This window comes from Streptomyces sp. NPDC047042 (genome assembly GCF_040644035.1).
Classification (GTDB): domain Bacteria; phylum Actinomycetota; class Actinomycetes; order Streptomycetales; family Streptomycetaceae; genus Streptomyces.
The window spans coordinates 135,867-160,442 of record NZ_JBEYVP010000027.1 but is presented as its reverse complement, the minus strand read 5'-3'; the positions used below and the strand labels follow the sequence as shown (position 1 = coordinate 160,442).

Genomic DNA, 24,576 nt, shown 5'->3' with positions numbered 1-24,576 from the left:
CTCAGTAGCGGCCCTCGAACCAGGCGCGGGCGGCGACCGTGTGCAGCGGGAAGGCGAGCTCCTGCGGCCGGCGCAGGAGATGCCAGCCCTCCGTCTCGTCGGTGGCGGCGGACTGCGGCAGTTGGTCGACGGGGCGTTCCGGGAGGGTGCCGAAGAGCAGCAGGTGCCCGTCGGGCGAGCTCAGCGCGTCGACGAGCCGGACGTCGCGGCTCGCGGCCTCGATGCCCGTCTCCTCCCTGAGCTCGCGGACCAGGGCCTGGCGCCAGTCCTCGCGATGGTCGACGTAACCGCCGGGCAGGGCGATGCCTCCGCGCGCGGGGGCGATGGTTCGGGTGATGACGACCAGGGCGGTGCCCTTGGTGTCGTACACGGGCTGGAGTGCCACCGCGACGGGCAGCGGGTTGCGGTAGGCCGCGGTGCCGCAGGCGGGGCACGTACGGGGCCAGTCGGAAACGCCCTCTCCGTAGGGCGCTCCGCAGCTCGAACAGTGGGAGCCGGGCGCGGAGTTGTCGGTCGACAGTTGGTTTACGGACACGCGGCGGACTGTATCCGATCATGTGGACGACGCTCCTCCGGGGGCTCCTCCGAGCACCCGCGTGCTGCATTGGAGGGACGGCCGGAACCACCCCCGTGGGCCCCGGCCGTCCCTACCGATACGACGACGCGCACAGGGCGTGCGCGGTTCTGTCCGACGGCTGCCCAATCCGAGATGACCGTGGCACACTTCTGACGTTCCGTCAGATCCAGCTCTCTGGAGGGGATGTGGCCCGTACCCGCACACCTGTGGTCGCCGGGTGGTTCACGGAGGACGGGGACGGTTTCCGGCTTCTCGGTACGCGCTGCTCGGCCTGCGCCTCGGTCTTCTTCCCGCGCGAGGACGTCCATTGCCGCAATCCGGGGTGCCGGGGCGGTGAGTTGGACGAGGTCCCGCTGTCCCGGCGGGGGCACGTCTGGTCGTACACCGACAGCCGGTACCGGCCTCCGTCACCCTATGTGACCGATCCGGAACTTCCGTGGGAACCGTACGCGTTGATCGCTGTGGAGCTGGAGTCCGAGCGGATGGTGGTACTGGGGCAGGCGGTTCCCGGGGTCACCGTCGCCGATCTGGCGGTGGGTATGGAGGTGGAGGTCGTCCCGGGTGTGCTGCACGAGGACGCGGAGACGACCTGGACGACCTGGCACTGGCGGCCGACGGGGGTGGGGGGATGACCGGAGAGGTGGCGGTGCTCGGCGTGGGCATGCACCCCTGGGGCAAGTGGGGACGCGGCTTCACCGAGTACGGCGCGGCGGCCGCGCGCGCGGCGCTCGCCGACGCGGGGGTGGACTGGCGGGCGGTCGACTCGGTCGTCGGCGCGGACACCGTGCGTGGCGGTTATCCCGGGTATGTGGCGGGGGCGACGTTCGCCAAGGCGCTGGGCTGGCAGGGCGCCCGGGTGACCAGCGTGTACGCGGCGTGCGCGTCCGGGGCGCAGGCGATCGCCGCGGCACGCGCGCAGATCCTCGCCGGGCTCGCGGAGGTGGTACTCGTGGTGGGCGCGGATTCGGCCCCGAAGGGGTTCTTCCGGCCGGCCGGCGGGGACCGGGCCGACGACCCGGACTGGCTGCGGTTCAGGGTCCTGGGGGCGACGAACCCTACGTACTTCGGGCTGTACGCACGACGGCGGATGGCTGTCCACGGCGACACCCTGGAGGACTTCGCGCAGGTCAAGGTGAAGAACGCCGCCCTGGGCGCGCTCAACCCCAACGCGCGTTACCGCAAGAGGGTCACCGCCGACGAGGTCGCCGCGTCGGCGGTGGTCGCCGATCCGCTGCGGCTGCTCGACATCTGCGCGACCTCGGACGGCGGCGCCGCCCTGGTGCTGACCGGCATGGAGTTCGCACGGCGACACGGAGTGGCGGAACCGGTGCGGATCCGGGCGGTGTCCACGACGACGCCCCGGTACCCCACCACCGTGCTGGACCTGCCGGACATCGCGACGGACTCGGCGGTGGCGGTGCGGCCGGCGGACGGGACCTTCCGCTCGTCGATCGTGCGCGGAGCCTACGAGGAGGCGGGCATCGGCCCGGAGGACCTCTCCCTGGCCGAGGTCTACGACCTGTCGACGGCCCTGGAGCTGCAGTGGTACGAGGATCTGGATCTGTGCCGTGAGGGCGAGGCGGCGAAGCTGCTGCGGGAGGGCGCGACAACGCTGGGCGGGCGGATACCCGTCAACACCAGTGGTGGTCTCGCCTCCTTCGGGGAGGCGGTGCCCGCGCAGGCCATCGCCCAGGTGTGCGAGCTGACCTGGCAGTTGCGGGGCGCCGCCGGTGACCGGCAGGTCGCGGGGGCGCGCGTGGGCATCACGGCCAACCAGGGCCTGTTCGGGCACGGTTCGTCGGTGATCGCGGTGCGGTGAGGCAACGCTGATTGCCGTCACCGACCTTGACGCCTCCGGGACGTCGGAGAACACTGCCCGTGTCGGTCGACCTCGCCGCACATTCTCGGCGTATGCAGACAACGCGCCGTGCGGGACCCGTTCGGCTCATGGGCCCGCTCCCCTGCGCGATGCGGCTGCGACAGCACGCGCTCGTCTCGGTGAACGGACGCCCGCCATCAAGGCATCGGTCCGCGAGCGGGAGTACCGCAACTGGCGCAAGGTCGTGGAGAAGAGCTTCGGCTGGGAGGACGGCGGCGGAGCCGGAGCTCCCGCCCGAAACGCGCCTCCACGCGTGCGTGCCATTGGACCGCGGCCCGTACCCCGGTCGGCGGGGGTACGGGCCGTGTGCGGCGAGGGCGGTGGAACGGGCCGTCAGGTGGTGACAGCCGCGCGGCGGTCGGCCGCGTACGCCATCGCGTGCTGGACGACTCCGATGAGGACCTCCTTGACGGACTCCCGGTCGCGCGCGTCGCACAGCACCAGCGGCACGTTGGGGTCGAGGTCGAGTGCCGCCCGGACGGACTGCGAGGGGTAACGGGCCGCTCCGTCGAAGCAGTTGACCCCGACCAGGAAGGGGATGGAACGCCGCTCGAAGTAGTCGACCGCGGCGAAGCTGTCCTCCAGCCGGCGGGTGTCGGCGAGGACGACCGCGCCCAGCGCGCCGGTGGCGAGCTCGTCCCACAGGAACCAGAAGCGGTCCTGCCCGGGAGTCCCGAAGAGGTACAGCACAAGGTCCTCGCGCAGGGTGATCCGGCCGAAGTCCATCGCCACGGTGGTGGTGTTCTTGCCCTCCACCCCCCGGGTGTCGTCGACCGGGCGACCCGCCTCGGTCAGCAGCTCCTCGGTGCGCAGCGGCTTGATCTCGCTGACCGCGCCGACGAGGGTCGTCTTGCCCACGCCGAATCCGCCGGCCACGAGGATCTTGAGCGTGACGGGCTCGACCGGGGGCTTGCCGCGCTCAGAACGCCCGAAGATCATCGGTCTCTTCTCCTGCTTGTTCGGGGTCGGTCGACGGTGGGCCGCAGCCCCCGCCGACGGGGTTTCGATGACGGGTACGTCGTCGGCGCCGACGTCCGCAGAGTCGCTGCCGCGCCGGTCAGAGCGCCCGGAGGCCGTTGATCACATCGCGCAGGATGCTCTCGTCCACCAGCTCGGCGGGGGGCACGGGACGCGTCACATGGACCATTTCCTCGTCCACGAGGTCTCCGATGAGGACCCGCACCACGCCGATGGGGAGATTGAGTTCGGCGGCGAGCTCGGCGACCGACTGGGGCGTGTCACGACAGAGTTCGACGATGTCCACGTGTTCCGGGGACAACATGTGGTCTGCTTCCGGGTCGTCCGCGTGTGCCTCCGTGACGACCACCGCGATCAGGTCCAGGCGGTGCTGGGCCGCATGGCTGGTGCGGCCTCGCGTCATGGCGTACGGACGGACGACCGGTCCGGCCTCGTCGTCGAACCAGTGGCTTCTGGGCTGACCGTCTCCGCTCATGTCATTCCACTACCCGCCGGCGGGCAGATCGGTGCGCGGAGCAGCCCCCAGATGCACACCGACACGCTTCACCAGCAGGGTCATCTCGTAGGCGACCTGGCCCACGTCCGAGTCGGCGTCCGAGAGGACGGCCAGACAGCTGCCGTCCCCGGCCGCCGTCACGAACAGAAAGGCGTCGTCGAGTTCGACGACCGTCTGGCGGACGTTGCCGGCGTCGAAGTGACGTCCCACGCCCTTGGCGAGGCTGTGGAATCCGGAGGCGACGGCGGCCAGGTGCTCGCTGTCCTCGCGGGTGAGGTCCTTGGAGACCCCGGTGGGCAGGCCGTCGCCGGAGAGCACGAGCGCTCTGCGGATGCTGGCGACCCGGTCGACGAGGTCGTCGAGGAGCCAGTTGAGCTCGCCCGTCGCCTTGTCGCTCGCGGTCTGGCCGGTCGCCTTCGGTGCGGTCATCGACCGTCCCCCTTATCCGTTCCTTGTGCTGTGCCGTCCTGGGCGCCGTCGCCCACAGCGTTCTCCTCACGGCCGCGCTGCCAGCCACGCTGCAGCGAGGCCATGCGGCTGCGGACCTCGTCGGCGTCGCGGTCGGCGAGGTCGGCCCCGTCCTGGGCCCGGGGCTTCATACGTTCGGCGCGCCGTTCCGGGCCTTCCCGCAACTGCGGAGCCAGGTTGGCCTGCCGTACCCGGCGGGGCAGTCCCGCCGTCCCGGCCGGCTCGGGGTCGGCCGCCGGGCCGAGGCCGGCGGCACTCCCGCCGGACCCGCCTCGCCGGTCGCGCTGCGGGAGGACCTGTGCGTCCGACGTCAGGTCGCCGAGGCCGTTGCGGCCGGTTTCCGGCCGCCCGGCGACGCCCCGGGCGGGTGTGTCGGGACGGTGACCGGCGGACCGGTCGCCGAAGCGCGAGGCGGAGGGCTCGGTGCGGTCGGTGAAACTCCTGGAGTTCGCGGGGTCCAAGCGCTCGCCCACGCTTCGGGCGATGGTCTCGCCACTGCGGTCCCACGCGCGTGCCCCGGGCTCCTTGCGGCTGCCCGGTCCGTCGCCCGGATCGGTGCGGCCGATCGCCGTCTCGCCCCGGCGGCGGGCCGGGAGCGGAGCCAGCGTGTCGGGGCCCGTGGGGCCCGCACTCTCCACCGGTTGCTCGTCCGCCGCCGAGGGGATGCGCCGGGGCGGCTGATCCGTGACCGGACGGCCGTGGGAGCTGACCAGCTTGGGAGTTCGGCGGCGTGGCAGTGCCACGGGGTCGCCCGGCAGGCCGGCCGCTCCGTCGGGGTCGGGTGTCCCCCAGCCTCCGGGGGCCTGCTGGTGCTCCGCCCCGGGAAAGTCGTCGGTGTCGCTGGTGTCCCCGGTCGCGCCGGTGAACGGGCGGCGCGGCCGGGCGAGTACGCCGTGATCGCTGTCCTCGTCGCCGAACGAACCGGGGAAGTCGCTGAACGCGTCCAGGTCGACCGGCCCCTCCAGTTCGACGGGCCCGTCGAGGAGCGAGGGCGGCAGCCCGGGCAGGCGCACCGGTGCCTGCGAGAGGGCGGCCCTGCGGTTCCCCTCGAACTCGGCCTCCTTCGAGGGGAGGGCGCGGTCGAGGCGGAAGCCGATGCCGTTGGTGTCCGGGACGTCGTCCGTGAGGAGTGCGTCGGGGACGAAGACGACCGCCGTGGTCCCGCCGTACGGGGACGGCTGGAGGGAGACCCGGACGTTCTGCCGCTGGGCGAGCCGGCTGACGACGAACAGGCCGAGCCGGTCGGTGTCGGACAGTTCGAACTCGGGTGTCTCGGCGAGCCGGAGGTTGGCGTCGAGTAGGGCTTCGGCCGCCATGCCCAGGCCCCGGTCGTGGATCTCCAGGGTGAACCCGTTGGCGACCCGTTCGCCCAGTACCTGGATGGCCGTGTGCGGCGGCGAGAACACCGTGGCGTTCTCGAGGAGTTCGGCGACCAGGTGGGTGAGGTCGGCGACGGCCGGTCCGGTGACGGCCATCCGGGGCAGCCTGCGGACCTCGATGCGCTCGTAGTCCTCGACCTCGGCGACAGCCGCCCGTACGACGTCCATCAGCTGGACGGGTTTGCGCCACTGCCGGGAGGGGGCGGCTCCGGAGAGGATCACCAGGCCTTCGGCGTGCCGGCGCATACGGGTGGTGAGGTGGTCGAGGCGGAACAGGTCGGCGAGTTCGTCGGTGTCCTCGGTCCTGCGTTCCATGGTGTCCAGCAGGGTGAGCTGCTTGTGCAGCAGGACCTGGCTGCGCCGGGCGAGGTTGACGAAGACCTCCGAGACTCCGGCGCGGAGTTCGGCCTGCTTGACGGCGGCTTCCACGGCGGCGCGCTGCAGGGTGTTGAGGGCCTGGCCGACCTCGCCGATCTCGTTCTTGTCGTACTCCAGACGGGGGACCTCGGTCTCCACGTCGACCTGCTCGCCGGCCGACAGACGGCGCATCACGCTGGGCAGGCGCACGCCGGATGCCTCGTGTGCCTCCAGGCGGAGTTGACGCAGGTCACGGATGAGGGTGCGGCCGATGCGCACGGACATGACGAGCGAGAACAGCAGGGCGGCCAGTCCGAGAACGCCGGCGATGACGACCTTGACGATGACGCCCATGACGACCGGGCGGACCCGGTCCTGATAGCGGTCGGCCGACTGGTCGTTGAGCGTGCGGAGTTCTACGAGGACGTCCCCGGCCGTGGTGTCCCAGCTCTTCGCGGTGACACCCCGGGGGTGGCCGGACTCCGTGCCGATGGCGGCCTGTTCGGCCACCCGGAGCGGTGCGGTGGAGGCGTTCTTCCAGAACCGCTCGTAGCGTGCGCGGTCCGACAGCGGAAGCAGGGGCAGGCTGACGTCGTACATGACGGTGCGCTGCGCCACGAGGTCGGAGATGTCGCGGGACTCGTCGCGGGTGAGTTTGCCGACGACCAGCGCCGAGCCGAGCAACGCGTCCTCGCGGGAGAGCAGTTCGCGGGCGCGGGCGACGTTGACGAGGGCGCGGGCCTGCTTGTCCATCTCCAGGTTGTCGATGATGTGCAGGTTGGCGAGCAGCGCGTAGCAGGGGTCGACCAGGTGGTTGTACAGGTTGAGGGCCTGGGACCGGGTGACGGTGCCTTCCTCGACGCTGCGGCGCAGGGGGTCGATGCCGTCGAACGCCTCCAGGACGGCGGTGAGGCGCTCGCTGTCGCTGTCGCTGATCGAGTTGCGCACACTGGACTTGTCGGCGTTGTCGCGGATCTTGTCGATGACGTCGTCGGTGGCGGTACGGCTGCGCCGCAGAGCCGCCAGCGCGTCCGAGGCACGGGGATCGGCGAGATAGACGAGGGTCTGGCGGCGCTCCTGCTGGAGCACGCGCACCGCGTCCTCGGTGGGGTAGCTGACCTTCTCCACGATCGACGACACGTTGAACAACTCGGCCGCCTGGCGCCCCGTCAGGACCGTGGCGAAGCCCCAGATCGCGGTGAGCGACACCAGCGGCACGAGAAGCAGTGCCACGATCTTCCGGCGGATGGACTTCCCGCGAAAGCGCATGGCCTCCCCCAGCTCGCCCCCGTCTGCGCGGGGGTACACATGTGCGTCAATAATCGGCGTGAGCCTACTACCGACACACTGATAACTCGAAGACCTGTCCGGAGGCTGAACTTCCGTCCTCACGACGAGACATGGCGAGTTGTCCGGTCATGGCGGGAGATTGTCTCCGTGAATCCCGCACCGACCGTAGGACGACGGTCCTCAACCGACTTGGCCGTTTGGCTGGATTTTGTCGTTTGATGGGAATCATCGAGACACGCCGTACGTCTTTGTACATGAGAGGTGGGCGGCGGAACCCTCAGCAGGAACCGCGTCCCGCGTCCAGGCGGCGTAAAAGAGCGCAAGCCGGGCAGCCACTGGGGAAGCCGGTGTCACCGACACCGGGACGGGCGGTCTGCTGGGCGGTGGGGAGTGACACGTGATGGGCACGGCGGAACGACGCGAGGTTCTGGGGAACGGCGTTGTGGCGCCCTCGGTGGCGCCGGGGGACGTCGAGAAGGTCGGCTTTGGCCGGGACACGGGCACGGGCACGGGCACGGGTGGCATCGAGCCGCCCCTCGCTCCGGCGGAGCAACTCCGGGCCCCGGCCGGGGCGGAGGCGCGGCCCGCTTACCGGCAGCTGTGGGTGGAGGAGCCCGCGCGTCGGCGTCGGCTGCCGGATCCGGTGCGTACGGCGGCCGTACGTGCGGTGCTCGTCATCGCCGTCACGCTGATTCAGGCCATGGTGGCCTTCCTGTCGGCGCTGGCCCATTCCTGGCTGGCCTTCCCGACGCTGCTCAGCAGCGTGGCCAGCACGGTGGTGGCCACCTGGGCCGCGCTCGACGTGTGGGTCACCCGGCAGGTCTGGAACCAGCGCAACGGCGTGGTGTCGGTACCGAGCAGCACGGCGCGGTCGCTGCGCCGTGAGCGCCGCAAGGCCCGACGTCAGGCCCGGGCGGTCGCCCGCACCCAGGAGCGGATACGCAGGCAGGGCGGCGGTTCCGGGCAGTTGTCGCACCCCTGAGGGCTGTTGACGCACCCCTGAGGGCTGTTGACTGGCCCGGGGTGGGCCAAGCCCTTCCTCCATCAGGCGTGTCGAAGATCACATTCGGCATGAAACCGCCGTCGGTCGGGGAGGCGCCCAGTCGCGAGGGTGCCTTCGGTGCGGCGCTTACCAGGAGGAACGAACATGCCCGAACTCTTCATCGGCGGGACCTGGAGATCCGCGCTCGACGGTCGCACCCGGGAGATCCGCTGTCCCGCCGACGGCTCTGTGGTCGGGGTCGTCGACGAGGCGAGCGCCAAGGACACGGTGGAGGCCATCGCCGCCGCCCGACGCGCCTTCGACGAGGGCCCGTGGCCGGGTACGCCGGCCGGGCAGCGCGGAGACCTGCTGCTGCGCGTCGCCGACCTCATGGTCCGCGACAAGGACGAGTTGGCCCGCGCGGAGTCCCTCGACACCGGAAAACGCCTGGTGGAGAGCGCCTACGACATCGACGACATCGTCAACTGCTTCCGGTACTTCGGCCGGCTCGCGGCCGCCGAGACGGGGCGGGTCGTCGACACGGGCTCGCCGAGCGTGGACAGCCGGGTCGTGTACGAGCCGGTCGGCGTCTGCGCGCTGATCACTCCGTGGAACTATCCCCTGCTCCAGACCGCCTGGAAGGTGGCCCCCGCACTCGCGGCCGGCAACACCTTCGTCCTCAAGCCGAGCGAGCTGACCCCGCACACCGCGATCCATCTGATGCGGCTCCTGACCGAGGCGGGACTGCCGGCGGGCGTGGCCAACCTCGTCCTCGGCGCCGGTCCTGAGGCGGGGGCACCGCTCGGCGACCATCCGGAAGTCGACCTGGTCTCCTTCACGGGCGGACTCCACACCGGCCGTCGTCTGATGGCCGCAGCGGCCGGCACCGTGAAGAAGGTCGCGCTCGAACTCGGCGGGAAGAACCCCAACATCGTCTTCGCCGACGCCGACTTCGACACGGCCGTCGACATGGCGCTCACCGCCGTGTTCCTGCACTCCGGGCAGGTCTGCTCGGCCGGGGCCCGGCTCTTGGTGGAGGACTCGCTGCACGACCGGTTCGTCGACGAGGTCGTCCGGCGGGCCCGGCTGATCCGGCTCGGCGGTCCGTTCGACGAGGACGCGCAGACCGGTCCGCTGATCTCCGAGGCACATCGGGCGAAGGTCGAGGCGTATGTCGCCCAGGGCCTGGCCGAGGGTGCGGTGCTGCGCTGCGGCGGCGCTCGTCCCGAGGGGCTGGACGGCGGTTTCTACTACCTGCCGACGGTGCTCGACGAGTGCGACGCCCGGATGAGCGTCGTACAGGAGGAGTCGTTCGGTCCGGTGCTCACCGTGGAGCGGTTCGCGGACGAGGCGGAGGCGGTCCGGCTCGCCAACGACACCGTGTACGGGCTCGCCGGGGGCGTCTTCACCGCCGACGAGGCCAAGGCGCAGCGGGTCGCGGCCCGGTTGCGGATCGGCACGGTGTGGATCAACGACTACCACCCGTACGTCCCCCAGGCGGAGTGGGGCGGCTACAAGCAGTCCGGTTTCGGCCGCGAACTGGGGCCCTCGGGGCTCGCCGAGTACCGCGAGGCCAAGCACATCTGGCGCAACACCGATCCTTCGCCGCAGGGTTGGTTCTCATAGTCCTACGTGGCCCCTCGTACGCCGCCCACCACGTACGTCCGCACCGAGCCGCTCCCTCCCACTCCCCCGGCTCACCAGGAGTCCGCTCATGGCAACGACCGACCGACCGACAGGCCCAGAACCCACGGACGACGCCGAACTCGCCGAGTTCGGTTACAAACCCGAGCTCAAGCGCACCCTCGGCAACTTCCACACCTTCGCGGCCGGGATCAGCTACATCTCGATCCTGACCGGCACCTTCCAGCTGTTCTACTTCGGCTACGGCAGCGGCGGTCCCGCCTACTGGTGGTCGTGGCCGATGGTGTTCGCCGGTCAGTTCATGGTCGCGCTCTGTTTCGCGGAGCTGGCCGCCCGCTATCCCGTGGCGGGCTCGGTCTACAACTGGTCCAAGAAGATCGGCAATCCACACCTGGGCTGGCTGGCCGGCTGGATGATGCTGATCGCCTCGATCGTGTCGATCTCGGCGGTGGCCCTCGCCTACCAGCTCACGCTGCCGCAGATCTCCCACGTCTTCCAGATCGTCGGGGACGGCACCGGCAAGTACGACGTGGCGACCAACGCGGTCATCCTGGCAGCGGTGTTGATCCTGTTCACGACCGTGGTGAACGCCTTCGGCGTCAAGCTGATGGCCACCATCAACACGGCCGGTGTCTTCATCGAGCTGATCGCCACAGTCGTCCTGATCGTCCTGTTCGCCGTGCACATCACGCGCGGTCCGCAGGTGGTCATGGAGACGAACGGTACGGGCACGGGTCACGGCGCCGGTTACCTCGGCGCGTTCCTGGTGGCCTCGCTGGCGTCCGCGTACGTCATGTACGGCTTCGACACCGCCGCCTCGCTCGGCGAGGAGTCCGTGAACCCGTCACGGAACGCGCCGCGTGCCATCATCCGGGCGATCGTCGCCTCCTTCGTCCTCGGCGGGCTGATCCTCCTCCTCGCCCTGATGAGCGTCTCCAGCCTGAAGGGCGAACAACTGTCCACGGACGGGCTGCAGTACATCGTGCTCGACGTACTCGGGTCGACGGCCGGCAAGGCGATGCTGTGGTGCGTGCTGATCGCGGTCACCGTCTGCGCGCTCGCCGTTCACACGGCGGCGATCCGGCTGGCCTTCGCGATGGCCCGCGACAACAACCTGCCCGCGGCCTCACTGCTCGCCAAGGTCAGCCCGCGCTTCCAGACGCCGGTGCTGCCCGCCGTGATCGTCGGGGTCCTGTCGCTGGCGATCCTGGTGGTCAACATCCGCCAGCCGCAGATCTTCACCGTCGTCACCAGTATCGGCATCATCATGATCTACCTCGCCTATCTGGGCGTCACGGGACCCATGCTGGTGGCACGGCTGCGCGGCAGATGGCAGCCGGCCGGCGACGGCAAGTTCTCGCTGGGCCGCTGGGGCCTGCTCGTCAACATCGGCGCCGTGGTCTGGGGCGCCGCCATGACGATCAACCTGATCTGGCCGCGCGCCTCCGTCTACAACGCCACCGCCCCCTTCCACTGGTACCTCCAGTGGGGTGCCGTGCTGTTCGTCGCGGTCATCGCGGGTGGCGGCTTCGCCTACTACTGGTTCGTCCAGCGCCACCGGACAGGCGTGCTCGCCGGACACCGTCTCGAGGAGTCGCCGGCGGCGCCGACCGCTCCCCTGGCCGCCCCCGCGGCCGACTGAAGGAGACGCGTCCAGCGCCGTCAGCCGACCGCCCCGCCGTTCACCGTGCCGCGCCTACGGGGTCGCCCCCGAGGGGACGGCAGGCGCCGGCCGCTTGAACATCCTCGTCGCCGTGATCTCACTGTGCACCGCGTCCCCCTCCCCGGCCGGGGCCTGCTGCGGCAGCCCCGGCCGGAGGTGTTCCTCCACGCTGATGTACTTCAGGCCCGCGCGGAGGTCGGCATCGTTGCGGAGCCGGATGACAAGGGGGAACTCGGCGAGCGCGGTCGTGTCGAACAGGCCGGTGGTGTACAGGAGTTGGACGCCCAGCGCGTCGGACACGGCTCGCTGGAGTTCGAGCAGGTACGTCGCGTTGGCTCGCCCGATGGGGTTGTCGAGGAAGAGCGTGCCGGCGTGCCGGTGCTTGTCGCGGCCCCGGTCGTTGCTGCGCAGGGCGGCCATCGTGCAGTACAGGGCGATGGCCGCGGTGAGCAGCTGACCGCCCGAGAACACATCGCCCATCTGTCCGACGGGTACGCGCTCGGCGCGCAGTACGGCGTCGGGCTTGAGGATCTCGACGGCGATGCCCTTGGGCTGGAGGGCGGCGCCGACTCCCCTCAGGAGCAGGGACATTCCGTCCCGGCGCAGGTCGGAGTTCTTCTTCACCGCGGCCCGGGTCGCCTCGTCGATGACCTCGCCGAGCCGCTCGGTGAGCGTCGCCTGGTCGGGCTCCTCGAACCGGATGCGCAGGAACTCCTGCCCGGACCACTCGCCGAGCCCCTCGGGCAGCCGGGACAGCCGCTGCGCGGACCGCAGGGTGGCCAGCGCCGACTCCACCAGCCCGCGCAGCCGGTCCACGATCGAGTCCCGGTTGCGTTCCAGCTGCGCCAACTCGTCGGTCAGGACCCGCAGCCGGGGTGCGAACGCGTCCGCCCACTTCTGGGCGTGCTCGGGCAGCGCGGACGCGGGCAGTTCACGGATCTGCTGCCGGGCGGGGGTGCGCACCGCCTCGTAGCGCGTGGAGTTGGCATTCCGTACGAGGATGTCGCTCGCCTCGCGCACGGCGCCCTCGGCGGCGGACAGGTCGGCGGCGCAGCCGCGCAGTGAGCGGCGGGCCTCGGCGGCCGACTGCCGGGCTTCCTCCGGGCTGCCGGGGTAGGGCTCCGGGGCTTCGTGCTCCTCGTCGGAGGCGTGCTCGCGCAGCAGGTCGCGGAGCATGGCGGCGATCTCGTCGAACCCGGAGGCCGCGTCCTCGGCCGCCCGGTGAGCGCCGAGGAGTTCGGCGTGCGCTTCCCTGGCCTGGGTCAACGCCTCGCTGCGGGAGGCGAGTTCGGCGGTGGCGGTGCGCAGCAGGACCTGGGCCTGCTCGGCGTCGCGCGGGACGAGCTCCTCGGCCAGCTCGGTGTGTGCCTCGCCGTCCTCGGGCGCGTGCCGCTCGGCCTCGCCGCGCAGCCGTCCGAGCTGCTCGCTGGCCGTGGACACCCTGGTCTCCAGGAGCTGTACCAGTTCCTCGGCCCGCGCGGAGGCGGCCTGCCGGGACGGTCCGTCGGACCCCTCCGGGGACTGCAGCAGCTGTTCGGCGCGCGTACGCACCTTGTTGCTCAGCCGGTCCAGCTCCGCGCGTGCGGCGCTCTCGTCGCTCTCGGACCGCGCCTGCTCCGCCCGCAGGTCGGCTCCGACGCCGACCTTCTCGTAGAGCTGGGACGCGGCCCGGTAGGCCTCGCGGAGGGCGGGCAGCGACGACTTGGCGGCGTCCTCGTCGGCTGCCGGTACGTCATCGGGGGCGCCCGCGATCTCCGCGCGCTCGGCGCGCAGGGCGCGGGCCGTGCGGCGCGCGTCGTCGGCGGCGCGCTGGGCGGCGCGCCTGTCCTCGTCGGCGGACCGGGCGCGCTCCAGGCAGACCTGGGCGCGGGCCTCCGACTCGACCGCCTCGTCGGCGAGTTCACGCACCTTGACCTGCCAGCCGGCGCGTTCGCGCAGCCTGAACGCCAGTCCGGCGAGTGCGTCGGCGGCGCGGCGCGCCCGCTGGGCGGCCTCCTGCCGCTCGTCACGCAGGCCGGACGCCTCGCTCGCCACCTCGTCGGCCTCGGCCCGCACGGTCCGTGCCTCGGCCAGCTCGGCCTCGGCCTCCTCGGCGAAGGCACGCGCGTCGTGCGCGGCCCCGGCCAGCTCGACGAGCCGCCCCGCCGGACAGCCCGTACGCCAGGAGGCGAGCCGCGCGGCCAGTTCGCGGTCCTTGCCGAGCCGTGCCGCGAGCGTGCGGATCTCCTCCTCCCGCTCGCCCGCCCGGGCCCGCAGCGCCTGCCGCTCCTCGTCGGCGGCGTGCTCGTCGTGCATGGCGGGGTTCGGCGGTACGAGGAACACGTCGCCGTCGCCCGGTCCCGGGGCCGGGGTGGGGGCGAGCAGGGCGGCCGCCGTACCGACCGCCACCGCGGAGCGGGGCAGCAGGGCCGCGTCGGCGAGGGCCTCGCGGGCACGCGCGTGTGTGCCGGGGTCGGTGATGACGACGCCGTCGACCAGTTCGGGACGGGCGGCCAGTACGCGCGCGTGGTCGGCGGGGTCCACGGCCTGGGCCAGATAGCGCCAGCCTGGCAGTGCGGGGATGCCGTGCTCGCCGAGGAACTCGACGGTGGCCAGGACGTCGGGGCCGGGCGGCAGCAGGCCGCCGTCACCGAGCGCCCCGAGGATCCGGGCGTCGTCGGCCGCGGCGGTCCGCAGCTCGAAGAGCTGCCGCTCGGCGGAGGTGACCCCGTCGTCGAGCAGTTCGCGGAGTTCGTCGGCGAAGCGGTCCAGTTCCTCGGGTGTCAGGGGCCCCTCGGAACCCGCCCCGGACGCGCCCTTCCCGGCGGAACGCGCTGCAGCCCCCTGCGCTCCACCGGTCCCGTCAGCCGGGTCGGCACCGGCGCGCGCGCCCGGCGCCCTGCCGTCGCGGCCTTCTGCCCCGCTCGCGCCTTGCTGGTGCGGCAGCGCGGTCCGGCCTCGCTGCCGCGCGCCGCCGGTGGACGGCAGACTCAGCAGTTCGGCGAGCCGTTCCTCGGCCGCCAGGCCCTCGGCGGTGCGCCGCTCGGCGTCGTACGCGCGTTCTGCCGCGGTGGCGGCGTCGGCGGCGCGGGCCGCCGTCAGCTCCGCGCGGGACTCGGCGGACGCCGCTTCCCTGGCGTGCTCGGAAGCCCGCCTGGAGGCCTCGCGGGCGGTGTCCCAGGCCTCCACGGCAGTCTTCTCGGCGTCGCTGGCGGCGAGCGCGGCCCGGGCCGGATCCGCGTCGGGGGCGCTGTCGTCGAGCCAGCCCGCGCGTACCGCCTCGGCCGTCTCCTGTTCGACCTCGCTGAGCCGCTGCCGCAGATGCCCGACCTCACTGCGGGCGCGTTGTGCCTCGGTCGCGGCGGCGGTCGAGTCCCGGTGGGCGACCTCGCCGATCTCCTGGAGGGCGGCGGACCGCTCCTCCTCCTCGTTGGCGAGGGCCTCCGCGCCTTCCGCCGCCGAGTGCAGCGCCCGTACGAGGTCGACGGCGGCCTTGGCGCGGGCGGCGAGCGCCGGGGCCGCGTCCCGCTCGGCCTCTCGGATGGCGACGGCCACGCGCGCGGAGCGGTCGGCGGCGGCGCGGTGGCGCAGGACGACCTCGGCGGCCTGCCAGGCGGAGTGCATGGTGCGCGCGTCGGCGAGTTCGCGCTTCTGCGCGGCCGCCGTCTTCTCCGCCGCCGCGAGGGCCAGGGAGGCGTGCCGGTAGGCGAGTTCGGCGGCGATCAGCGCGCTGCGCTCCCGCGCGCCCTCCGAATGGGTGACGGTGTACGCGGCGGCGGTGACCCGCTGGGCGAGATCGCCGGCCCGGACGCGTTCCTGGACGCCCCGCGCGGACAGCCGCCGGGCGAGTGTGCGCGTACGTCGTTCCGCACCCGCGTGGATGTCCCGCGCGCGGGAACGCGTTTCGGCGGCCTCGACGATCCGGCCGAGCAGGTCCACGGATCCGGCGGTGAAGTCCCGTTCGGCGATCAGTTCGGACCGTCGCCCCAGCTTGTTGCCGAACCCGCCGACCAGGTCGGCGAGCCCGTCCGTGTCCCGGGTGTCGGTGACCGCGCGCAGCAGCAGGTCGGTGAAGTCGGAGTCCTTCTTGACCGCGAAGAGGCCGGCGGCCTCGCCCTCGTCGGCGTTCATCTCGCGCTGGTAGCGGAAGAGTTCCGGGTCGAGTCCCAGCTCGCCCAGATGCTCGTTCCAGCGGTCGTGGATCTCCTCCCAGTGCACTTCGAGGTGCGGGTAGACCTTGCCCGCCTCGGTGATCGCGTCCCGGAAGCCCTTCATCGTCCGGCGTCGCCCCTGGGCACCGGAGGCTCCCTCGACCGGCGGCCGTACGGCGGTGGACTCGGCGACGGGAAGGTTGTCGAGGCTCAGCCCCGGGCCTGGCCGGAAGGAGTACCAGGCCTCGGCGAACTTCCGCGGGTCGTTGGAGACCTGCCGCCCCCGCCACTCGCTCGCCTTGCCGACCACCACCAGCTCACCGGTGAGCGTGTGCTGCCACTCCAGGGCCACATGCCCGCAGTCGTCGGCGAGCAGGAACTTCCGCAGCACACCGGAACTGGCGCCGCCGAGTGTGTTGCGGTGCCCGGGCAGCATCACCGAGAAGATCAGCTTGAGGAGTACGGACTTGCCGCCGCCGTTCTCCAGGAAGAGCACGCCCGCGGGCGCGGGCCGACGCGGCGGTCCGACGGGCTCGTCCTCGAAGAACTCCGCCTGGGTGGGTGCGGGGTCGGGCACCGGCTGGCCGACACCCCGCAGGTCAAGCACGGTGTCGGCATAGCGCGCACCGGCAGGACCGATGGAGTAGAGGCGGACCCGGGACAGCTCGTACATGGCGGACTTTCGTAGTCGTAAGCAGGTAGTCGGGTAACGGAGCCGGAGCGGCGGTCAGGACTGGTGGAACGGCAGTCCGGCGTCGGCCACCAGCTCCAGGTCGTCGGTGTCCTCGGCGGGCAGCAGCGTCGGTGTCCCGTCGGTGACCGGCACGACCCCCAGCTCGAGCAGCTCGGCCATGGCGGAGTTGCCGGCCATGTCCCGTACCTGGAGCTGGTAACGGGCCGTCGTCCGGTACGTACCACCGTTGTCGTCGCCCGTGCGCTGGAGGAAGCCGGAGTCGGTGAGGAAGACGACGGCCTTGCCGACGATGCCGGTCGTCGAACCGGCCGGTCTCCGCGCGTCCTTGGTGGCTCCGGTCGCACTGCGCCTGATCCAGATCCGCCAGGCGGCCTCGAGCCCCGGGGCGTCGCTGACCGGATCGGTGTTCTCGCCCTGGGCCTCCGCCCGCTCCTCCAGCCGTCGGCAGGCCTGCCGGACGAAGGCCTCGACCCCGTTGACGGTGACCCGTCCGATGTAACCGTCGTCGGCGAGATCCTCGGGCCTCGGAAACGCCATGGCGGCAACGGCGAGATGGGCGAGCCCGTGCAGGAAACGGTCCGAGCCGTCGGCGGACGTACGACGGGCGTAGTCCCCCATCCGCACGGCGAACACGGAATCCTCGGCGGCGGTGACGGCCATCCCCGCGCGCGGCGACACCTCCAGCACGATGAGCCCCAGCCCGGCGGCCACGGCATCGGCGAGCCGGGCGAACGCCGGGTCCTCGCGATACCGCCGCAACAACTCGGCGTACTCCTGATCCCGGGCGGCCTGCAACTTGGGCTGCAGCCCGAAGGCGACCAGCCGAGCGGCGTCGGCGGCGTCCGCAGGAGTCACCGCAGCTGTGGCCGGGGCAGCCGCTGCTTCCGGCTCACTCAAGTCGACGTACTCGTTCACGGCTGAGGCTCCTCACGGTTCATGCAGACGGGGGGGCGGACAGGCGCCTTTACAGGGGCGCGGGGAACTGCGCGACAAGCCACAACGAGCCCGCACCCAGGCGACAACCTCAGCCACATCACGCCGCCTCCGACCTCCCCGCAGCCATCCCCACCGCATCCAGCAACGCCATCCCCACAATCAGATCCGCGCCCCCGAACTCCGGATCCTCCAGCTCCGTCCCGTCGTCAACGGCGAACAACAGCTTTTCCTCGCCCTGCCGATACGCGGTCCCCACCGGCGGGCTGGCCGCGTGGACGGCCAACAGAGCCACCAGATAGGGAAGCTCGGGATCCCGAAGCCGCGCCTCGGCCAGCAGCCCTGACAACCGCCGGGGCGCGTCCGGCGGCAGCTCCAGCAACTCCATCGCCGCCGCCAACTGCTCCTCGCTGAACCGGCTGTCGTCCGGCGTGGCGATCAGATCCGGCTCCGGCATCTCCGCCCCGAGATGCTCCCGCTCCACCGGCGGCGTCAGCAGTATGTCCACGAGGTCGCCGACCCGGACCGCCACCGGCGTACGAAGTCCCGTCCCTCGCGCGAAGAACGCGTCCGTGACCCGCACCGCGCCCTCGAGGGGCAACGGCAGCACAGGGGCGACCAGGTGGCCGTACAGGTCGATCCCCGAGGACGTCATCGGCGTCGCGAAGGCCTGTCGGTCCTGCTCTGCGCGGAACAGCGGGCCCGCCTCCAGCAGCCGGGACTGGAGCTGTGTGTGCCGGCGGATGCAGTCCTTCACGATGTCGACGAGTTCGGCGGCACGCCGCTTCTGCTCGGGGTCCTCGGACTCGTCCCGGGCCTTGCGGATGTTGGTCAGGATCGCGTTCTCATGGCGGTACCGGTCGGCGACGTGGTCGAGCGCCTCGGCGATCATGTCGGGGACGGTTCGGAGCCAGTCCACCGCGCGCACGTTGCGCCGGGTCGCGTCCAGGGCCCTGCGCAGGGTCTCGGAGTACTGCACGGTCCGGTAGCGGGCCTGCTCGGCAGCGAGTTGGGCGTCGGCCAGCCGGCCCCGGCTGATCAGCACCTCCAGCTTGACCTCGGCGGCGATCTGGGCGCTGGTGACATCGGTGTCGAGGGCGCCGACGAGGACGTTGACCGCTTCGTCCGTCGTACGGAGGTAGACGCTTCCGCCGTATCCCGGGACCTCTTCGATCAGCTTGAAGTCGTAGTCGCGGCGCACATATGTGCCGTCCGGTGCGAACGTGCCGTACACGGCCCGGAAGCCGCGGTCGACGCTGCCGACGTTGATCAGGTTCTCCAGGACCCAGCGGGCGACGCGCTCGTGCTCGGTGACGGGTCGCCGGGGGGCCTGGGCGGCGATGCGCGGGATGAGGCGGGCGACGATCTGGTCGTGGTCGGCGCCGGTGTCGAAGTCCATGTTCAGGGTGACCAGGTCGATGGCCGCGAGGGCGACCTCCGCCATGCCGTACACCGAGTACTCGCCCGCGAGATTCGCCTTGCGCGCGTCCAGGTCGTGGAGCGGGGCGGTGCAGGCGAGCGCGCGCAGGCGCCGCGCCAGTCCCTCGTCGGCGGCCGGGCCCGGAGCGGGGCGCGGCCCCGCGCTGAGCTGGGGCGGAACGCTGTCCGTCGATGCAGGCGAAGTCACGGTGCACAGACTAGGTCCTCGGTCTGACAACGGCCCAAACGACTCAGAAGCGCCCCGCGCCCGCCCCGCCACCCTGCCGTTCGCGCCCGGTGGGACACCGCAGGTCCCGGGCCCGGTGCCGGCTAGCCGTCCTCGCCGACGCGCCGCCGGTAGACCTCGACGACCCGCCTCAGCGAGTCGTCGAGATAGACCGAAAGCAGCCCCTCGGCGCGCTCCCGGTCGCCCGCCTGGAGGGCCCGCAGTATCTGCTGGTTGCGCGCGAGATAGGGCTCGTGCAGGCGTCGCGGGTCGTCCACGACGTGGAAGGCGAGGCGCAGTTCGGCGAAGACGCTGCGCATCAGCTCGTCGGTGCGGGCGCTGCCGGCCAGCGCGACGAGTTGGCCGTGGAAGTGGATGTTGGCCGTCCCCAGCCCTTTCCAGTCACCCTCGCGGGCCGCCCGCTGGCCCTCCTCGACAGCCGCCGCGAGGTCTTCCAGGGCGTACGGCGGCTCTCCGAGGCCCCGGACCACGGCGCACTCGACGAGGGCGCGGGTGCGGTAGATGTCCTCGACGTCCTCGACCGCGAGGACCCGCACGAAGACGCCCCTGTTGAGTTCGTGGACGAGGAGGCGTTCGTGCGTGAGCAGCCTGAACGCCTCGCGCAGGGTGTTGCGGGAGACGCCGAGGGCTCCGCCGATGCTGTCCTCGGAGAGCCGGGTCCCGGGCGGGAAGTACCCGTCGGCGATCCGGCTTCTGAGGATGTCCGAAACCCGCTCGGCGGTACTGGTGCGACCGAGGAGCGCGCGGTCGTCGGCCAGTCCCGTCAACTGCTCTGCCATGCCCGGAATTCAATCCTAGAAACGAGAACGAAACAACACGGGTATTGAAGGATCGTTCAACGATCCTCTACCTTGCTGGACAGGCGCCGTCGGATTCACGCGGTACCGGCCTCTTCCGCACCGCTCATTCCTCAAGCACTCTCCGTCCCTCAACTGCGAGGTGCCCATGAGCACGCCCCCTCCGCCACCAGCCCTGCCCACCGAAACCCGTCCCGCCGCGGGTGAACCCACCGTCGACGAAGGCGCGTTCGCCTGGCTGCGGGCGCTGGGCCCGCGGGGCCGCCGCGCCTTCGGCGGCGCGTTCGGCGGCTATGCCCTGGACTCGTACGACTACTTCACGCTGCCGCTGAGCATGGTGGCGCTGTCCGCGTACTTCGGCCTGAACAGCGGCCAGACCGGGCTGTTCACCACGGTCACCCTGGTCGTCTCCGCGATCGGCGGCGCCGGAGCGGGTGTGCTCGCGGACCGGATCGGCCGGGTCAAGGCGCTGATGATCACAGTGATCACGTACGCCGTCTTCACCGTCGCCTGCGGCTTCGCGCCCAACTACGAGACGCTGCTGGTGTTCCGCGCCCTCCAGGGCCTCGGCTTCGGCGGCGAGTGGGCCGTCGGCGCCATCCTGGTGGCCGAGTACGCGAGCCCGAAGCACCGCGGCCGTACGCTCGGGGCGATCCAGAGTTCCTGGGCCGTGGGCTGGGGACTGGCCGTGATCGTCTACACCACGGTCTTCTCGTTCCTCGACGACGATCTGGCCTGGCGTGTGATGTTCTGGACCGGCGCCCTGCCCGCGCTGCTGGTCGTCTGGGTGCGCCGCTCGGTGCACGACGCGCCCCAGGCGGTCGCCGAACGCGAGAGGAACCCCAGGAAGGGATCGTTCGCGGAGATCTTCCGGCCCGGTACGGCCGAGGCCCCGGGCCTGCTGCGCACCACGGTCTTCGCTGCCCTGCTGTCCACCGGTGTCCAGGGCGGCTACTACACCCTCGCGACCTGGGTGCCCACCTATCTGAAGACGGAACGGGGTCTGTCGGTGGTCGGCACCGGTTCCTATCTCACGTTCCTGATCTCCGGTGCCTTCATCGGGTACCTGACCGGCGGATATCTCACCGACCGGCTGGGCCGTAAACGCAACATATGGTTGTTCGCGGTCCTCTCGGCGCTGTGCATCCTCGCCTACGCGAACATCCCCGACGGCTCCAACACCCTTCTCCTGGCACTCGGTTTCCCGCTCGGGTTCTGCATGTCGGCGATCTTCAGCGGCTTCGGCTCCTATCTCAGCGAGCTGTACCCGACGGCGGTACGGGGCACGGGACAGGGCTTCACCTACAACACGGGCCGGGCCGTCGGCGCCGTCTTCCCCACCACGGTCGGTTTCCTGGCCGACAGTTGGGGCGTGGGCGGTGCGCTGGTCTTCGGCGCGATCGGCTACGGCATCGCCGCCCTGGCACTGCTGGGGCTGCCGGAGACCCGCGGAAAGGAACTCCAGTGAACCGTACGGAAGACCGCCCCGTGACCCTCGTCGACGAGCACGCGCACGCGTGGAGCCCGAAATCCGCGCGCGCCCGCTTCCGTACGGGCCTGACGGGCCCCACGGCGGGCGTCGCGGCCGGCCACACCCAGGTCAACCTGATCTCGGTGCCCGCCGACTGGGCGTACGACATGCTGCTGTTCTGCCAGCGCAACCCGAAGCCCTGCCCGGTCCTGGACGTCACGGACGCCGGTTCGTGGACCACCGTCCTCGCCGAGGGCGCCGACCTGCGCACCGACCTGCCGCGCTACCGGGTCTGGCGGGACGGCGAGCTGGTGGAGGAGCCCACGGACGTGCTCGCCCACTGGCGCGACGACCTGGTGACGTTCCTCATCGGGTGCAGCTTCACCTTCGAATGGGCACTCGCCGGGGCGGGCGTACCGATCCGGCACATCGAGCAGGGCCGCAACGTCCCGATGTATGTGACCGACCGCAAATGCCGTCCCGCCGGGCGGCTGCACGGCCCCCTGGTGGTGTCCATGCGTCCGGTGCCGCCGCGGCATCTGGCGGCCGCGATCCGGGAGAGCAGCCTGCTCCCGGCGGTGCACGGCAGCCCCGTACACTGCGGCGATCCGTCGGGGCTGGGCATCGACGATCTCGGCCGCCCGGACTTCGGCGACGCGGTGGACCTCGCGCCGGACGACATCCCGGTGTTCTGGGCCTGCGGAGTGACCCCGCAGGCCGCGGTGATGGCATCCCGCCCACCTTTCGCCATCACCCACGCGCCGGGCCAGATGTTCCTCACCGACACCCGCGACGAGCAGTACCGCGTCGCCTGACCGGAGCGTGACAGGAGTCCGGAAGATGATCGACCTGAACGCCGACCTCGGCGAGGGCTTCGGCCGCTGGCGGCTGACCGACGACGAACAGCTGCTGTCCGTCGTCACCAGCGCCAACGTGGCCTGCGGCTTCCACGCCGGGGACCCGGCCACCATGCGCCGGGTGTGCGAACTGGCGGCCGAACGCGGCGTACGGATCGGCGCCCAGGTCTCCTACCACGACCTCGCGGGGTTCGGGCGGCGCGCGATGGACGTGCCGCCCGACGAACTGGCGGCCGAGGTGGCCTACCAGATCGGCGCCCTGGAGGTCTTCGCACGCGCGGCGGGCACGCGCGTGTCGTACGTCAAGCCGCACGGCGCGCTCTACAACCGCGTCGTGCACGACGCGGAGCAGGCTGCGGCGGTGATCGACGGCGTGCTGCTGGCCGACAAGGGTTTGCAGGTGCTCGGGCTGCCCGGTTCGCGTCTGCTGGAGCTGGCAGGCGCCGCGGGCCTCCCGGCCGTCCCGGAGGCGTTCGCGGACCGCGCGTACACGGAGGAGGGCACCCTCGTGCCGCGTGGCCGGGCCGGGGCGCTGGTGACCGACCCTGATGCCGTCGTGGCACGTTCCGTGACCCTCGCCAGGACCGGAGTGGTCGCCGCGCTCTCCGGGACCCCCCTCGCGATCAACGCCCGCTCCCTGTGCGTCCACGGCGACACGCCCGGCGCGGTGGACCTGGCCCGCCGGGTCCGCCAGGCACTCGAGGCGTCGGGCGTCGCCGTGGAGGCCTTCGTATGAGTGAAACGGACGCGACGGGCAACACGGGCGGCATGCGAGCACTGCCCGTCGGCGACGACGCGCTGCTGGTCGAGGTGGACTCCGGCGAGCAGGCCCAGGCCCTGCACGCGGAACTGCTGCGCCGCCGCGCGGAAGGCACCCTGACCGTACGGGAGATCGTCCCCGCCGCCCGTACGGTCCTGCTCGACGGCCTCACCGACCCCGTCCGGCTGGCGTCCGAACTGACCGCCTCCGAGGTGCCCCCGGCGCTCCCCCTCCCCCAGGAGGTCGTCGAACTCCGCGTCCGCTACGACGGCCCGGACCTCGCCGACGTCGCCGCCCTGTGGGGCGTGTCCGAGGAGGCGGTGGCGCGCATCCACGCGGACACCGAGTTCCGGGTCGCCTTCTGCGGTTTCGCGCCCGGCTTCGGCTACCTCACCGGTCTCCCGGCGCGTTACGACGTACCGCGCCGGGCCACCCCGCGGACATCCGTCCCGGCCGGTGCGGTGGGACTGGCGGGCCCCTACACGGGCGTGTACCCGCGTTCGTCGCCGGGCGGCTGGCAGCTGATCGGTACCACGGACGCGGTTCTGTGGGACCACGCGCGCGTACCGGCCGCGCTGCTGTCACCGGGCACCCGGGTCCGTTTCGTCCCGGTGGGCCACCGATGACGGACCGCGCGCTCTTCGTCGTACGGGCGGGGGCGCTGACCACCGTGCAGGACCTGGGGCGTCCCGGGTACGCCCATCTCGGGGTGCCCCGTTCCGGTGCCCTGGACGCGCCCACGGCCGCGCTCGTCAACCGGCTGGTCGGCAACCCCGCCAAGGCGGCCGTCCTGGAGACCACCCTCAACGGCTGCACCCTGCGCCCCCGTTGCGCGGTCACCGTCGCGGTCGGGGGCGCTCCCTGCCCCGTCACGGTCGACGGCCGCCCAGCGCCCTGGGGCGCCGCCGTGCGGGTGCCCGCCGGCGCGCTGCTGGACATCGGGACGGCCCTGTCCGGCGTACGCGGTTATGTGGCCGTGTCCGGCGGACTCGCCGTCGAGCCGGTGCTCGGCAGCCGCTCCACCGACCTGCTGTCGGGCCTCGGGCCGCCGCCCCTGACGGACGGCATGGTGCTGCCCCTGGGGCAGGTGATCGGCGGGCACGCACGCGTGGACGTCGTTCCGCAGCCCGCGCCTCCGGCCGAACTCGTGCTCCGGGTGACCATGGGGCCGCGCGACGGCTGGTTCACCGAGGCGGCGCTCCGCGTCTTCACCACGTCCACGTACCGGGTGTCCTCCGCGAGCAACCGCATCGGGCTGCGCACGGAGGGCCCCTCCCTGGAGCGGGCCGTTTCCGGCGAACTCCCCAGCGAGGGCATGGTCCTGGGCGCGGTCCAGGTGCCCCCGGACGGCAGGCCGGTGGTCTTCCTGGCCGACCATCCGACCACCGGGGGCTATCCGGTGATCGCCGTCGTACGCACCCCCGACCTGCGCGCCGCCGCCCAGGCGACACCGGGCACCCCGGTGAGGTTCGTGCCCGTACGGCGCCACTGAGCCCGGGCCCTGGTGAGCTCGGCAAAGGGGCCACGACCATGTCATGGCTCACTCCGCCGGACG

19 protein-coding genes are annotated in these 24,576 nt (G+C 71.9%); 10 read left to right on the top strand and 9 right to left on the bottom strand.

Translation table 11 applies throughout. The features are described from left to right. Window position 1 precedes the first annotated feature (1 nt). Window positions 2-535 carry an NUDIX domain-containing protein gene (locus tag ABZ855_RS29900; protein ID WP_360812055.1) on the bottom strand — a complete coding sequence of 178 codons (534 nt, stop codon included), beginning with the start codon at window positions 533-535 and terminating at the stop codon, window positions 2-4. A gap of 248 nt (window positions 536-783) precedes the next feature. On the opposite strand from ABZ855_RS29900, the gene ABZ855_RS29895 reads away from it, so the two are divergent. After that, window positions 784-1,209 carry a zinc ribbon domain-containing protein gene (locus ABZ855_RS29895; protein WP_360812089.1) on the top strand — a complete coding sequence of 142 codons (426 nt, stop codon included), beginning with the start codon at window positions 784-786 and terminating at the stop codon, window positions 1,207-1,209. Then, window positions 1,206-2,396: a lipid-transfer protein gene (locus tag ABZ855_RS29890; RefSeq protein WP_360812053.1), complete on the top strand. Its 1,191-nt coding sequence runs from the start codon at window positions 1,206-1,208 to the stop codon at window positions 2,394-2,396. Before ABZ855_RS29895 ends, ABZ855_RS29890 begins: the two co-directional genes overlap by 4 nt. Window positions 2,397-2,789: 393 nt before the next feature. Here ABZ855_RS29890 and ABZ855_RS29885 read toward each other — a convergent pair whose 3' ends face one another. The 4 genes from ABZ855_RS29885 to ABZ855_RS29870 all read right to left on the bottom strand — a co-directional run bounded on the left by ABZ855_RS29885 (window position 2,790) and on the right by ABZ855_RS29870 (window position 7,403). Next, complete coding sequence (locus ABZ855_RS29885; protein ID WP_360812051.1) at window positions 2,790-3,395, bottom strand: ATP/GTP-binding protein; 606 nt, start codon at window positions 3,393-3,395, stop codon at window positions 2,790-2,792. A 118-nt stretch (window positions 3,396-3,513) separates the two neighbouring features. Further along, a complete protein-coding gene (locus ABZ855_RS29880; protein WP_319208384.1) occupies window positions 3,514-3,909 on the bottom strand; it encodes a DUF742 domain-containing protein in 396 nt (131 codons plus the stop codon). Between the two features lie 9 nt (window positions 3,910-3,918). After that, on the bottom strand, window positions 3,919-4,359 hold the full coding sequence (locus tag ABZ855_RS29875) for a roadblock/LC7 domain-containing protein (RefSeq protein ID WP_360812049.1): 441 nt from the start codon (window positions 4,357-4,359) through the stop codon (window positions 3,919-3,921). Next, complete coding sequence (locus ABZ855_RS29870) at window positions 4,356-7,403, bottom strand: nitrate- and nitrite sensing domain-containing protein (protein WP_360812047.1); 3,048 nt, start codon at window positions 7,401-7,403, stop codon at window positions 4,356-4,358. The genes ABZ855_RS29875 and ABZ855_RS29870 overlap by 4 nt, the downstream gene beginning before the upstream one ends. 421 nt (window positions 7,404-7,824) lie before the next feature. On the opposite strand from ABZ855_RS29870, the gene ABZ855_RS29865 reads away from it, so the two are divergent. The 3 genes from ABZ855_RS29865 to ABZ855_RS29855 all read left to right on the top strand — a co-directional run bounded on the left by ABZ855_RS29865 (window position 7,825) and on the right by ABZ855_RS29855 (window position 11,692). Next, entirely contained in the window at window positions 7,825-8,406 is a 582-nt protein-coding gene (locus ABZ855_RS29865) for a hypothetical protein (RefSeq protein ID WP_360812045.1), read from the top strand. 165 nt (window positions 8,407-8,571) lie between these two features. Next, window positions 8,572-10,032, top strand: a complete 1,461-nt coding sequence (locus tag ABZ855_RS29860) for an aldehyde dehydrogenase family protein (RefSeq protein WP_360812043.1) — start codon at window positions 8,572-8,574, stop codon at window positions 10,030-10,032. Between the two features lie 88 nt (window positions 10,033-10,120). After that, complete coding sequence (locus ABZ855_RS29855) at window positions 10,121-11,692, top strand: amino acid permease (RefSeq protein WP_360812041.1); 1,572 nt, start codon at window positions 10,121-10,123, stop codon at window positions 11,690-11,692. A gap of 54 nt (window positions 11,693-11,746) precedes the next feature. On the opposite strand, the gene ABZ855_RS29850 is transcribed toward ABZ855_RS29855, so the two are convergent. From ABZ855_RS29850 to ABZ855_RS29835, 4 genes are all read right to left on the bottom strand, one after another. Continuing rightward, window positions 11,747-16,516, bottom strand: coding sequence for a hypothetical protein (locus ABZ855_RS29850; protein WP_360812039.1), 4,770 nt, complete (start codon window positions 16,514-16,516; stop codon window positions 11,747-11,749). Window positions 16,517-16,570: 54 nt separating this feature from the next. Beyond that, on the bottom strand, window positions 16,571-17,452 hold the full coding sequence (locus tag ABZ855_RS29845; protein WP_360812037.1) for a hypothetical protein: 882 nt from the start codon (window positions 17,450-17,452) through the stop codon (window positions 16,571-16,573). Window positions 17,453-17,570: 118 nt separating this feature from the next. After that, window positions 17,571-19,097, bottom strand: a complete 1,527-nt coding sequence (locus ABZ855_RS29840) for a hypothetical protein (protein ID WP_360812035.1) — start codon at window positions 19,095-19,097, stop codon at window positions 17,571-17,573. A gap of 122 nt (window positions 19,098-19,219) precedes the next feature. Continuing rightward, window positions 19,220-19,915, bottom strand: a complete 696-nt coding sequence (locus tag ABZ855_RS29835; protein WP_360812033.1) for a GntR family transcriptional regulator — start codon at window positions 19,913-19,915, stop codon at window positions 19,220-19,222. 166 nt (window positions 19,916-20,081) lie between these two features. On the opposite strand from ABZ855_RS29835, the gene ABZ855_RS29830 reads away from it, so the two are divergent. From ABZ855_RS29830 to ABZ855_RS29810, 5 genes are read left to right on the top strand one after another with little or no spacing between them, the layout of a single operon-like run. Continuing rightward, on the top strand, window positions 20,082-21,401 hold the full coding sequence (locus tag ABZ855_RS29830) for an MFS transporter (protein WP_360812031.1): 1,320 nt from the start codon (window positions 20,082-20,084) through the stop codon (window positions 21,399-21,401). Then, the gene (locus tag ABZ855_RS29825) at window positions 21,398-22,219 is read left to right on the top strand and encodes a putative hydro-lyase (RefSeq protein WP_360812029.1); all 822 of its coding nucleotides are present in this window, start codon (window positions 21,398-21,400) and stop codon (window positions 22,217-22,219) included. The genes ABZ855_RS29830 and ABZ855_RS29825 overlap by 4 nt, the downstream gene beginning before the upstream one ends. 25 nt (window positions 22,220-22,244) lie before the next feature. Further along, a complete protein-coding gene (locus ABZ855_RS29820) occupies window positions 22,245-22,997 on the top strand; it encodes a 5-oxoprolinase subunit PxpA (RefSeq protein WP_360812027.1) in 753 nt (250 codons plus the stop codon). A 32-nt stretch (window positions 22,998-23,029) separates the two neighbouring features. Next, entirely contained in the window at window positions 23,030-23,647 is a 618-nt protein-coding gene (locus tag ABZ855_RS29815) for an allophanate hydrolase subunit 1 (RefSeq protein ID WP_360812087.1), read from the top strand. Continuing rightward, window positions 23,644-24,513, top strand: a complete 870-nt coding sequence (locus tag ABZ855_RS29810) for a biotin-dependent carboxyltransferase family protein (RefSeq protein WP_360812025.1) — start codon at window positions 23,644-23,646, stop codon at window positions 24,511-24,513. Before ABZ855_RS29815 ends, ABZ855_RS29810 begins: the two co-directional genes overlap by 4 nt. The last annotated feature ends 63 nt before the right edge of the window (window positions 24,514-24,576 follow it).

Excerpts from the sequence above, each read along its gene's own strand:
- ABZ855_RS29850 (WP_360812039.1), bottom strand. The coding sequence starts at position 16,516 with ATGTACGAGCTGTCCCGGGTCCGCCTCTACTCCATCGGTCCTGCCGGT.
- ABZ855_RS29880 (WP_319208384.1), bottom strand. The coding sequence starts at position 3,909 with ATGAGCGGAGACGGTCAGCCCAGAAGCCACTGGTTCGACGACGAGGCC.
- ABZ855_RS29830 (WP_360812031.1), top strand. The coding sequence starts at position 20,082 with ATGAGCACGCCCCCTCCGCCACCAGCCCTGCCCACCGAAACCCGTCCC.
- ABZ855_RS29875 (WP_360812049.1), bottom strand. The coding sequence starts at position 4,359 with ATGACCGCACCGAAGGCGACCGGCCAGACCGCGAGCGACAAGGCGACG.
- ABZ855_RS29815 (WP_360812087.1), top strand. The coding sequence starts at position 23,030 with ATGCGAGCACTGCCCGTCGGCGACGACGCGCTGCTGGTCGAGGTGGAC.
- ABZ855_RS29865 (WP_360812045.1), top strand. The coding sequence starts at position 7,825 with ATGGGCACGGCGGAACGACGCGAGGTTCTGGGGAACGGCGTTGTGGCG.
- ABZ855_RS29810 (WP_360812025.1), top strand. The coding sequence starts at position 23,644 with ATGACGGACCGCGCGCTCTTCGTCGTACGGGCGGGGGCGCTGACCACC.
- ABZ855_RS29820 (WP_360812027.1), top strand. The coding sequence starts at position 22,245 with ATGATCGACCTGAACGCCGACCTCGGCGAGGGCTTCGGCCGCTGGCGG.
- ABZ855_RS29890 (WP_360812053.1), top strand. The coding sequence starts at position 1,206 with ATGACCGGAGAGGTGGCGGTGCTCGGCGTGGGCATGCACCCCTGGGGC.
- ABZ855_RS29870 (WP_360812047.1), bottom strand. The coding sequence starts at position 7,403 with ATGCGCTTTCGCGGGAAGTCCATCCGCCGGAAGATCGTGGCACTGCTT.
- ABZ855_RS29860 (WP_360812043.1), top strand. The coding sequence starts at position 8,572 with ATGCCCGAACTCTTCATCGGCGGGACCTGGAGATCCGCGCTCGACGGT.
- ABZ855_RS29885 (WP_360812051.1), bottom strand. The coding sequence starts at position 3,395 with ATGATCTTCGGGCGTTCTGAGCGCGGCAAGCCCCCGGTCGAGCCCGTC.
- ABZ855_RS29835 (WP_360812033.1), bottom strand. The coding sequence starts at position 19,915 with ATGGCAGAGCAGTTGACGGGACTGGCCGACGACCGCGCGCTCCTCGGT.
- ABZ855_RS29855 (WP_360812041.1), top strand. The coding sequence starts at position 10,121 with ATGGCAACGACCGACCGACCGACAGGCCCAGAACCCACGGACGACGCC.